Here is an 11,158-nt window from a genome sequence, read left to right on the forward strand (position 1 = left end):
TCTGCATCTTCCTTAAATCGCTTGTTAAATGTTATTGAATTCACACCTATAAATTTCTCCCTTGTACTCATTTGACAAAGGTAATACTATTTTCGTTTTTGGGCGGCCTAAACGCCTATACCTATTACTTTATTCATAATTCAGCTATTATTTAGTTACATCATTATTTTGCTTTAGCGGCACCTTTCCCTTTGCCCATTCCATTGCCCATTCCCATACCATACTTGTGCTCTTCTTTAAAATGTTCCTCAAACCATACAGGAGTTTCAATTTCATTATCATAAATATAGCTCGCAATTTTCTTTAAATCCTCATCCTCAAATGCTTGTTTTGGCATCGGTTTGAATTTGTCGATAGCGCCCTTCATTAACGCATTCTCGGCTTTCGGGTCCAAAGCATAGGCGACCACGGCTTTAACAAAATCCTCCTTGTTATCAAATTGCATCATATACCTTTTCTTCGCGGCAATCATCGGTGGAGCAATAATTTCATCATGGGTTTTGGTAGTTACACTGTGGCAAGCGTAACATTTTGTCTTGAACAAAGCTAAGGCTTCTGCATTTTCGGTATCGGATTTTGGTGCTGTGCTAATACCAAAATCTTCGGTTGATTTTTGTTTGTTACAGCCGGTCAACAGCACGGCTAAGGCTACTGTTATTAAAAAATTTGCATTCATTTTATATTTATATTTGATTATTAATTTCTTCCACAACCTCCATTTGAACCGCGTAAAATAGTGGCATAGTCATCAGTAGAGATGTATTTGGGAGCGTATGTTACTTCATTGTTCTCTAACGATCTTGTAAATGCTCGAATATGATTTTTTGAACCGCAGTTTAGTTTTTCGTACACATTCAATAAATCAGCATTTGTACTATTTGCGGTAAAATGATTAATGTCATTGATATCTAAATCCTCGATAGTGGCTCCAGCTTTCAAAGCTTCAACTGATGAAATATCAACTTGTTTTGTTAAACTAGAATAAAGTTTTTGCAAATCAGGATTGTTGAAAACTCCTCTTTCTGTTGACGCTGAGTCTTGAATGTCGTACTTATTCATTAGATAAATAACACTATCCATATGTCGTTGCTCACTCCGAGAAATGTTGTCGAAAATATGCAATTGGTATTTGTCATACGCATACAAATAAACGTCACGCGCTAGTTTCTCTTCCTCTCTTAAAAATTTTAAATCAGTAATTTCAGCCTGACTCAATGAAACTAAAGTCTTGTTATGGCCTTGATACGAACTGTTGCTTACCATTAATAAAGCTAGTAAAGCAACAAAAACAATATTTGTCATACTTACTATATTTAGGTTAAAAATCTATTTTATCCACATTTCGGCGGGCATTCCAATTTTCAAACTGCCATCGTTTTTTACTTTAACTTGCACGGCATAGACTAGGTTTACCCTTTCTTCCTTGGTTTGGACGATTTTCGGAGTGAATTCAGCCGAAGACGCAATCCAAGAAATTGTTCCCTGATAGGATTTCATTTCCTTTTCAGAATCAATTTTTACGCTTACTTTTTGCCCCACTTTGATGCTTGACAATTGGGTTTCGCTAACATAAACCCGCAAAGTCATTTCCGAAATATCGGCGATTTTATAAAGCGGTTTCCCGAAAGCGGTCACTTCGTTTGGTTCAGAATATTTCGCTAAAACCGTTCCTTTTATTGGGTTGATGATTTTGCTTTTCTCAATCTGGTCATTGATTTTTTCGATTTGGACATCGATGGATTTTACTTCGTTCACGATCGGCGCATTCTGGGTTTGAACGCTTTTTATTTGTTCTTGAATAACGCTTACTTTCCCATCAATTTCATCCACTTGGCGTTTGGTCGCGGCATTTTCGGCAAACATATTTAGGATTCTTTTCTTCTCAATTTGAGTAGTTTTCAATTGTTCCTGTAAAACTTTAATTTGTGACAAAACATTAGCCGATTTAGAATAAACCGTACTTTTTGAAGCGATTAATTGTTGCTTGTTGAAGTACAATTGAGTCGTATCAACCAAACCCACTTGACTATTGGGTTCCAGTATATCACCTTCTTCCAATTTCAAATATTCGATTTTTCCGTTGGCTTCCGACGAAATCGTGACTTCGGTGGCTTCAAAATTCCCGTAACCATCAGCTTTTTCGTTGTTTTTGTTACAGGAAAATAAACTTGCAAGAAGTAATAATGTGATTAATTTTTTCATTTTTACTTATATTTTTAAAACTGTTGATTAATATCTTTAATAATCTAAAGGTTGAAACCTTTGGCAATGGTTATTCATAACCTATTTTTAGCTTTTGCCCACGGCTTCAATCGTGGAAATCATAATATTCTAATTTCAATCTTTAATAATCCAACGGTTGAAACCGTTGGCAATGGTTATTGATAACAAATTCAATTCAACTAATTGGTTCCCCCGTCGGGGGTTAGGGGGCTTCCTTTAGCTACTTGATAATTTGCCTTAGCCAACGCCAATTGAATTTCGTGTAATTTTTGATTGGTTCTGGATTCGTATAAATTCGTGAATTCCACCAAATATTCGGAAGTGGTTATCACACCGTTTTTCAATTGGGCGTTTGACGATTTTTCGACATATTCTCTTAAACCAATTATTTCCGTATCGGTTTTAATAATTTCCTCGGATTTTTGTATTTCGTTGTTCATTTCCTGTAATTGCAGGGAATTGTTGAGCAAAAAGGTTTCTTTTTCTGTGGCAACAATTTGCGATGAAACCGTTAAGGCGTCTTTTTCAGCTTTGGATTTGTTCCAATCAAAGACATTCCAATTGGCTCTCAATCCCACCATGAAAATGGGTTGAAACGTATTATCAACCATATTTAATCCCGGATTTCCATATCCTGCCATTCCAAAAGCGTTGATTTTAGGCAAATTATTTTTGGAAACAACGGTTTTCGAAGCTTCTATTTGTTGGTTTTGAAATTCAAAATATTTCAATTCTGGACGATTATTTTGAGAAGATTCGTCAGTAATCACAATTGGTTTTTGCAAAATAGCCGTTTCAGGAACTGTCGTAAATGTCAGGGAAGAAAGGTTTTCGAACAAACGTTTTTTGTCGAATTGAATTTCCGAAAGTTGTTGTTTGATTTTCAAATTCTCGGCTTCCAATACTTTTTCGGAAGCGGGTAGAATCGCACCGTATTGAATCCCAGATTTGACCTCTTTTATCTTGGAAAGCAATTGATCTTGTTTTGAAATCAAAATCTCTTTTCGTTCTTGCAAGTATAAAATGGAGAAAAATAACTGGTTTATTCGAGATTTGAGTTGGTATAAATTGACTTCGACCTGCTGTTGCTGGGTTTTGGTTTGCGCTTCTTTTAGTTTGGTATTGGCATCAATCAATCCTCCGTTATAAATGAGTTGGTTGACATCAATATTCGCTCGATATTGGTCTTTGTTTATTGGCTCGAGCATAGGATTTGGAATAGTGGTCACTTGATTTTGGTAGCTTCCTTGTGCAACCAAATCTATTTTGGGAAGTTTACCCGTTTGCAAGGCATCCACTTCTAAATCGGATTTTTGTTTTAGTAAATCAATTTGTTTGGCTATAGGATAATTTTTATTGGCCAAAGCATAACATTCTTCCAAAGTCAAAGATTGCTGTGCATTGGCATAAAATACAATTGATAAAAAGGATGTAATTAATATTCGTCTCATCTTTTTATAGAATTTATAATTTGTTCGGCAATGCTGGTTTTTCGTTCTTCCATCATCGAGTTAAACTCGACATCTGAAATTTGAAGTATTCCCTTTAGCATCATTTGCGCCGCAAAAGGAAAAACCGTCATCGAAATCATATTCATTAAAAGATGTTTTGGATTGATCGGTTTTATGATTCCATCAGCGATTTCTTTTTCGATTTGGGCAATCATCAAGGTTGGATTGGGTCTGCTTTCATTTTTTAAAAATGTCATTACAAACTCCGGATTGTTGTTCATTTCCTGAATCACAAATTGGGGCAAATAGGGATTCAGCATTACAAACGAAATATAACTGTGCGTAAACTTCCTGATTTTATCAAAAATGCTGTCATTTGATTGAAAAATGGCGTTGATTTGTGGCGCCAATTGACTGAAAGCATTCATAAAAACAGCCTGAAACAGCAACTCTTTGTTCTTGAAACAATAATGCAACATCGCTTTATTGATGCCGGCTTTATCTGCTATTTCCTGCATTCGTGCGCCAGCGAATCCTTTCTTTTGGAAAATTATCCGGGCAGCATTGAATATTTTTTCTTCGGTCGTCATTGCGTTTTAACTATACAGTTTAACCATTTGGTTAACAAAGATAATTAAAAAAAGTATTCCAGCTAGAAATACTTTAAATTATAACTATTATTTCTTTTTAAATTCAATAAACAATTCGGAATTGGCTCTTGGAGCAATTGAATTATGGCAAGTTTCCATAATTTTAAAGTCAAAATAATCTTTAAAAAGCTGCTCATATTCGGCTTTACTTCCGCCAAAAGGAGGTCCCGATTCAAATGTTTTATTGAATAATAAGCCAACCAGAAGTCCTTTAGCTTTTAAAATTTTGTGCATTTCCACCACGTATTTTTCTCGCATTGTGGGTGGCAAAGCGCAGAAAAAAGTCTGTTCAATAACCAAATCATATTGATCTTTATGCTCAAAAAAGTCACCCAAAACAATTTTGATATTGGGATAATTTTTGAATTTTTCTTGAAGGTTTTCCACCAATGTTGGAGCGATATCTATAAGGGTAATATTGGTAAAACCTTGACTTAAAAGGTATTCTGCTTCGTGAGAATTACCACAACCAGGTATTAAAATACTGATATTCTTGTTTTTTAATGTGTCAATATATTCTTTTATTGGGGGTGATACTTTGCCTAAATCCCAACCTGTAGCATTAGTTTTATATTGATTGTCCCAATATTCTTGGTCCAAGCGTTTCTCATTGTTCATAGTATTCCATTTTATAATCTCCGATGTGTTTTTCATTTTCGAAAATCATTTTTTTATGCTTGAAATAATTGAACACACCGATACAAAAAATCACAAAAGAACTAATGAATAAGAACCATTCAATGATAAAACTGTTCTCTATTTTCAGTAAACTTTCCAAACTTAAGCCCGCCACAAAAAAATACATTGATGTTCGTAAAAAAGCTAAAAATGTCGATTGATTGGCTAATATTGTTCTTTGCAAAGCCAATCGTTCTCTTAAAATAAGGTCTTTATTTATTTGTTTGTCAATCATTTATTTATTTCTTTTTGCAAGTAGAAATACCCAGTGGAAGATATAATGGACAAAAACTTATTAGACTTGTAAGCGCAAATATAATGGCAAATATTCCTAAAACTAACGCCGTTGTCCCGCTAATAGTTCCTGTGTAATACAAAACACCTATTAACAGGGCAATTATAATTCTAATAATTTTGTCGGTAGAACCCATGTTTCCTTTCATGATTATTGAAATTTTGTTGGTTAAATATCTATGATTTATCAGGTGATTTTATAAACATATTGAACAACAATCCGCCCATTGCGGCGCCATATAAAGTGCTGTTGAATGGTTTTGATGTTATAGCGCATGTTCCTGAAGCGCAACCGACAAAATAGTAGTAAAGATAGCCTGCAACAGCGCCAACTACAATTCCAATTCCTGTGATAATGATGGCTTTTTTGGTCATTTAATTACTTTTTTCAACGATGATTTTTATTATTTCTTCTTTTGACAAAACTCCGGATTCACGCCATAATTGTTTTCCGTTTTGAAACAAAATTATTGTAGGAACACCTCGAACTTGATATTGTGAAGCCAATTGTTGGTTTTTGTCCACATCAATTTTAATGATGGTAATTCTTTCTCCAAGATTGTCCTTAACATGTTTCAAAATTGGCGCTAATGTTTTGCAAGGGCCACACCAAGTAGCAAAAAAATCAATAAGAACTATTTTTTCAGACTTTATAATAGTATCAAAATTAGTACTCATTTTTTAGAATATTTATTGTTAGGAACTGCACAACCACTTGTCCCACAACCTAAATTAAAGATAACTTGAAATAAGAAAAATAATCCAAATGCGATAAAAAACCATTCTTTAGTTGCGTAGGCTTGAAAGAACAAAAACAGGGAAAAAGCCAATCTCACCCATCGCATTGTATGCCAATTTGTAAAAAGTAAACTTTTCATTTTATTTTAATGTTGATGGACATACATAATTAGTGGTTTTTATTGCCGTTTTTTTGATAGAGGCAAATCCACCTAAAACATTTACTATGTTATGATATCCCCTTGCTTTTAGTATTGAAGCAGCAATCACGGAACGATATCCTCCAGCACAATGAACGTAAAATTCTTCTTCTTTTGGAAATTCGGCAATATGATCGTTAATAAAATCCAAAGGAGTGGAATGTGCTCCTTCAACATGTTCAGAAGTAAACTCTCCCTCTTTTCTAACATCAAAAATGGGTACATTCTCTTCCATCAATTCTTCCAGTCCATTGGCTGTAACCCAATTTACAGTATCGTATTCTAATCCTGCATTTTTCCATGTTTCAAATCCACCTTTCAAGTAACCTAAGGTATTGTCATAACCTACTCTAGCCAAACGTGTAATACTTTCTTCCTCTCTTCCCAAAGGAGTTACCAAAAGTATCGGTTGTTTAATATCGGGAATTAAAGCACCAACCCAAGGAGCAAAATCGCCGTCAATACCAATGAAAATCGATTGTGGAATATGTCCTTTGGAATAATCATCTTGGTGACGTACATCAAGAATAACGGTGTCAATTTTGTTAGCAACTAATTCAAAAGTTGCGGCATCATAAGGAATTGCTTCACTAATAATATCTTCAACATTTTCGTAGCCTTCCTTATTGAGCTTCACGTTCTTAGGAAAATAAGAAGGCGGCGGCAATAAACCATCTGTGACTTCCTTGATAAATTCTTCTTTAGTCATATTGGCACGAAGGGCATAATTGGTTTTCTTTTGGTCACCAATAGACCCAACAGTTTCTTTGCTTAAATTTTTACCACAAGCACTTCCAGCACCGTGAGCTGGATAAACAATGACATCATCTGCTAAAGTCATCACCTTGTTTCGCAAACTATCATATAAAATTCCAGCCAATTGGTCTTGAGTCATATCCGCCGCTTGGGCTAAATCTGGACGACCAACATCTCCCAAAAATAAGGTATCACCACTAAAAAGCGCATAATCTTTACCTTCTTTGTCTTTCAAAAGATAACAAACACTTTCTAAAGTATGACCTGGCGTATGCAAAACCGTGATGGTAATTTCTCCTAAACGAAAAACTTCTCCATCTGTTGCAATATGGGCTTCAAAACTAGGATTGGCGGTTGGTCCAAAAATGATTGGAGCACCAGTTTTTTCAGCTAAAGTAACGTGGCCACTAACAAAATCGGCGTGAAAGTGGGTTTCAAAAATGTACTTAATCTTTGCATTATTTTTATTCGCCTTATTGATATAAGGTTGCACTTCACGCAAAGGATCAATAATAGCTGCTTCGCCTTTACTTTCTATATAATAAGCACCTTGTGCTAAACAACCTGTATAAATTTGTTTAATTTTCATCTGATGATTTTTATTGTTTTTTATTGGTCAGATGGAACCCCTATAGTCATATACCTATTTTTTCAATGACTAATGTCATAGGGGTTTCATTTTTCAAAGTGTTTTATACTGTAAATTTATTCAATTTTTAAATCGATTTCAAATTCATCTGCTACAATTTAGGAAATAATTATGACACAAAAAGTTCCCTAATGATAATATAAAATCCCATTGTAAGGACAAACCAACCAAAACCAGTTTTCAGTTTAATATCATCAACCCTTTTCGCAATAAAATTTCCAATCAATATTCCAATAATTGAAGCTAATGTAAAGTATTCCAACAACTTCCAATCGATAATTTGATTACTCATAATATCTCCTAGAAAACCAATAAGTGATTGCGCTGAAACAATAAAAAGTGAGGTTCCAACAGCCATTTTCATTGGTGTATTGGCAAAAAACAGTAAAGTGGGAACAATCAAAAATCCACCTCCAGCTCCTACAAATCCAGAAATAAGCCCAATTAGCATTCCCATTAGGGCTATTTTAAAATAATTGAGTTGTACGTCCTCGACCATTATTTTTTCTTTTAAAGGTTTTATCATTCGAACCGATGCAAAAATCATAACAAAAGCAAAAACGACCATTATCATGTCGGACTTAGTCAAAGTGAATTGTTCGGTCGAAAAAATTATATCCGGAATTCTAGGAACAAGAATTTTTCGAGTCACAAAAACGGATAATATAGCTGGAATCCCAAACAAAACAACTTTATAGAAATCGACTAATTTTTGTTTGGCCTTGTGAATTCCGCCAACTAATGAGGTTGTTCCAATTACAAATAAAGAATAGGCTGTAGCCAATGTTGGTTCGATTCCCATCACATACACCAATATAGGAACCGAAAGTATCGAACCACCGCTGCCTAACATTCCGAGAGTCATTCCGACAAAAACCGCTAAGATGTATCCTATGAATTGGGATATTTCCATTTATGAAATTTTATAAGTACAAAAATAGGATATTTAATATTCCAATTTTGTAACAAATGTTACTTCATTTCAGTAATACAATCGAAGCTCGATTCAATCTTATCTTTCCTTTGTTTTCTAATGCTTTGAGCAAACGTGAAACGACAACTCTGGAAGTATGTAAATCGTATGCAATTTCTTGATGAGTCGAATGAATTTCATTAGAATTGAGCACTTTTGCTTTTTCAATAAGGAAATTCAAGAGTCGTTCATCCATATTCATAAATGCCAGATTATCAATAGCTGAAAGTAGTTCTTTTAAACGATTATTATAACTATTGAAAACGTAATTTCTCCAACTTCTGTACTTCCCTAACCATTCTTCCATTTTACTTATCGGAATCATAATTAATTGTCCTTTGGTTTCGGCAACGGCTCGTATTTCGCTTTTGGTTTCTCCTAAACAGCAAGCCATCGTCATAGCGCAAGTATCGCCTTTTTCGATAAAATACAAAAGCAATTCTCCTTCATCAAAATCTTCACGTAATATTTTGATTGCACCAGATAAAAGCAAAGGCATTTTTCGAATAGAATCACCAAAATCAATTAGAATATCACCTTCCTTGAAATCTCTTAGTAAAGAAGTTTCTACAATTTCCTCAATTAATTTATCCTCGAATAGGAACCCGTAAGTTTGTTTAAGTAATTCTTTCATTATTGGTTTAGAATTATATTTGGATGTAAATTTCGCTAAAAATTTTCACTTTAACCCTAAATATAGAAAACACTTTGGGTGTTTGTTTACGATTTTAAAGTTTTTAATTGATAATTTAATATTATTTTAAAATCATTTGGTTTTGTGTAACAAAAGCTACAATTAACAAGGAAGTTTTTTTAGAAATTTGCTTCAATAAAAATACAAATACTTTTTTAAAGATGAAAATACTAATTATAGGAGGAGTTGCCGGTGGTGCAACTGCAGCAGCACGATTGAGAAGACTGAGTGAAGAAAACAAAATCATTATTTTTGAAAAAGGAGAACACGTGAGTTTTGCCAATTGTGGCCTTCCCTATCATATTGGTGGTGTTATTGCCGAGCGTTCTAAATTATTATTGCACACTCCTACTTCCTTAAAAACAAGATTCAACTTAGATGTTCGTATTTTTAACGAAGTGGTGAAAATCAACAAGGAAGATAAAACAGTTGAAGTTAGAAATACAATTACCAAAGAAATCTACACCGAATCCTACGATACATTATTATTATCTCCGGGCGCTGAACCTTTCCGACCTGGTATTCCGGGAATTGATTCCGATAAAATTATGACGCTTCGCAATGTGGCTGATATGGATCGCATTATTGCCAAAACTAAAGATTTGAAAAATATTGCCGTCGTTGGTGGTGGTTTTATTGGATTGGAAGTTGCGGAAAATTTGGTTGAAAAAGGATTGAATGTAACTGTCATTGAATTGGGAAACCAAGTGATGGCGCCTGTGGATTATGAGTTTGCCAAAATGGTACAACATCACGCCGTTGCCAAAAACCTGAATATCCTTGTCAATACAGGTGTTGAAGCTTTCGAAGAAAAAGGAAATGAAATTGAATTGAAATTAAATAATGGCAAAACCATTTTGGCTGATGCCGTTGTGTTTGCCATTGGCGTAAAGCCTGAAAATGCTTTGGCGAAAGCCGCTGGATTGGATTTGGGAGTAACCGGAGGAATTGCTGTCAACGAATTTATGCAAACCTCAGACCCAAATATTTATGCTGTGGGCGATGCTGTCGAAGTTTCGCATTACATCAATCAAGCGAAAGTATTGATTCCATTGGCTTGGCCTGCTAATCGTCAAGGTCGAATTGTGGCCGATAATATTACTAGAGGGAACAAAATTTCATATAAAGGAACTTTGGGAACTTCGATCATCAAGTTCTTTGATTTGACTGTTGCGGCAACCGGACTCAACGAAAAATTGTTGAAACGGTATACTATTCCGTATCGAACAGTAACCGTTACCAGAGCCAATCACGCCAGTTATTATCCAGGCGCCACCAATATTGTCTTGAAAATGAATTTTGGTGAAGATGGAACCATTTATGGCGCTCAAGCTTTGGGACAAGAAGGAGTTGACAAACGCATCGATGTCTTAGCAACTGCAATCAAAGGTGGTTTGACAATTTATGACTTGCAAGAAATTGAAGTGGCTTATGCACCACCTTATAATTCTGCCAAAGATCCTGTGAACATTCTGGGCTACGTTGCTGAAAATATGCTGAACGACGATGTGCGATTCATCAATTACGACCAATTGGATGGTTATCTTTCGACTGAGAATGCTACCCTGATCGATGTTAGAACCAAAACAGAATTCGAAAACGGAGCCATTCCTAATGCCATTAATATGGATGTAGACAGTTTGAGGGATAACTTGGATTTTTTTGATAAGAATAAAAAATATGTTATTTACTGTCAGATTGGTTTAAGAGGCTATTTGGCGCAGAGCATATTAAGGAATCATAATATTTATTCTGTAAACTTAAATGGAGGCTACGGATTGTGGAAACCGGTCAATAGCTAGGCTATAAAATTAAAATTACTTTAATAAACGGTTATTTAACTCTATTTTGA

Annotated in this window: 15 protein-coding genes; 1 reads left to right on the plus strand and 14 read right to left on the minus strand. The window is 34.8% G+C overall.

Annotated elements, in window-relative coordinates; translation table 11 throughout:
* Positions 1 to 163: 163 nt before the first annotated feature.
* The 14 genes from ACIQ1E_RS12055 to ACIQ1E_RS12120 all read right to left on the minus strand — a co-directional run bounded on the left by ACIQ1E_RS12055 (position 164) and on the right by ACIQ1E_RS12120 (position 9,246).
* On the minus strand, positions 164 to 676 hold the full coding sequence (locus ACIQ1E_RS12055) for a c-type cytochrome (RefSeq protein ID WP_396171554.1): 513 nt from the start codon (positions 674 to 676) through the stop codon (positions 164 to 166).
* A gap of 20 nt (positions 677 to 696) precedes the next feature.
* Positions 697 to 1,302, minus strand: a complete 606-nt coding sequence (locus ACIQ1E_RS12060) for a DUF2202 domain-containing protein (protein ID WP_396171555.1) — start codon at positions 1,300 to 1,302, stop codon at positions 697 to 699.
* A gap of 24 nt (positions 1,303 to 1,326) precedes the next feature.
* Positions 1,327 to 2,202 carry an HlyD family secretion protein gene (locus tag ACIQ1E_RS12065; RefSeq protein ID WP_396171556.1) on the minus strand — a complete coding sequence of 292 codons (876 nt, stop codon included), beginning with the start codon at positions 2,200 to 2,202 and terminating at the stop codon, positions 1,327 to 1,329.
* 200 nt (positions 2,203 to 2,402) lie between these two features.
* Entirely contained in the window at positions 2,403 to 3,674 is a 1,272-nt protein-coding gene (locus ACIQ1E_RS12070) for a TolC family protein (protein WP_396171557.1), read from the minus strand.
* On the minus strand, positions 3,671 to 4,264 hold the full coding sequence (locus tag ACIQ1E_RS12075; protein ID WP_396171558.1) for a TetR/AcrR family transcriptional regulator: 594 nt from the start codon (positions 4,262 to 4,264) through the stop codon (positions 3,671 to 3,673). Before ACIQ1E_RS12075 ends, ACIQ1E_RS12070 begins: the two co-directional genes overlap by 4 nt.
* An 87-nt stretch (positions 4,265 to 4,351) precedes the next feature.
* Positions 4,352 to 4,978: a methyltransferase domain-containing protein gene (locus tag ACIQ1E_RS12080; RefSeq protein ID WP_396171559.1), complete on the minus strand. Its 627-nt coding sequence runs from the start codon at positions 4,976 to 4,978 to the stop codon at positions 4,352 to 4,354.
* Complete coding sequence (locus ACIQ1E_RS12085; RefSeq protein WP_396171560.1) at positions 4,932 to 5,237, minus strand: DUF202 domain-containing protein; 306 nt, start codon at positions 5,235 to 5,237, stop codon at positions 4,932 to 4,934. The genes ACIQ1E_RS12080 and ACIQ1E_RS12085 overlap by 47 nt, the downstream gene beginning before the upstream one ends.
* A gap of 4 nt (positions 5,238 to 5,241) precedes the next feature.
* Positions 5,242 to 5,445: a DUF2892 domain-containing protein gene (locus ACIQ1E_RS12090; protein WP_396171561.1), complete on the minus strand. Its 204-nt coding sequence runs from the start codon at positions 5,443 to 5,445 to the stop codon at positions 5,242 to 5,244.
* A gap of 28 nt (positions 5,446 to 5,473) precedes the next feature.
* Positions 5,474 to 5,671: a DUF6132 family protein gene (locus ACIQ1E_RS12095; protein ID WP_396171562.1), complete on the minus strand. Its 198-nt coding sequence runs from the start codon at positions 5,669 to 5,671 to the stop codon at positions 5,474 to 5,476.
* Positions 5,672 to 5,974 (minus strand): thioredoxin, encoded by a 303-nt coding sequence (gene trxA / locus ACIQ1E_RS12100; protein ID WP_396171563.1) that lies wholly within the window; start codon positions 5,972 to 5,974, stop codon positions 5,672 to 5,674.
* On the minus strand, positions 5,971 to 6,174 hold the full coding sequence (locus ACIQ1E_RS12105; protein WP_396171564.1) for a hypothetical protein: 204 nt from the start codon (positions 6,172 to 6,174) through the stop codon (positions 5,971 to 5,973). Before ACIQ1E_RS12105 ends, trxA begins: the two co-directional genes overlap by 4 nt.
* Before the next feature lies 1 nt (position 6,175).
* The gene (locus tag ACIQ1E_RS12110) at positions 6,176 to 7,579 is read right to left on the minus strand and encodes a rhodanese-like domain-containing protein (protein ID WP_396171565.1); all 1,404 of its coding nucleotides are present in this window, start codon (positions 7,577 to 7,579) and stop codon (positions 6,176 to 6,178) included.
* Between the two features lie 169 nt (positions 7,580 to 7,748).
* Positions 7,749 to 8,552 carry a sulfite exporter TauE/SafE family protein gene (locus ACIQ1E_RS12115; protein WP_396171566.1) on the minus strand — a complete coding sequence of 268 codons (804 nt, stop codon included), beginning with the start codon at positions 8,550 to 8,552 and terminating at the stop codon, positions 7,749 to 7,751.
* Between the two features lie 64 nt (positions 8,553 to 8,616).
* Positions 8,617 to 9,246, minus strand: coding sequence for a Crp/Fnr family transcriptional regulator (locus ACIQ1E_RS12120; RefSeq protein WP_396171567.1), 630 nt, complete (start codon positions 9,244 to 9,246; stop codon positions 8,617 to 8,619).
* A gap of 221 nt (positions 9,247 to 9,467) precedes the next feature.
* Here ACIQ1E_RS12120 and ACIQ1E_RS12125 point away from each other — a divergent pair, with 221 nt between their 5' ends.
* Complete coding sequence (locus ACIQ1E_RS12125; RefSeq protein ID WP_396171568.1) at positions 9,468 to 11,108, plus strand: CoA-disulfide reductase; 1,641 nt, start codon at positions 9,468 to 9,470, stop codon at positions 11,106 to 11,108.
* Positions 11,109 to 11,158 lie beyond the last annotated feature (50 nt).

The sequence above is a fragment of the Flavobacterium sp. genome, assembly GCF_044348915.1.
In the GTDB taxonomy this organism is placed as follows: domain Bacteria; phylum Bacteroidota; class Bacteroidia; order Flavobacteriales; family Flavobacteriaceae; genus Flavobacterium.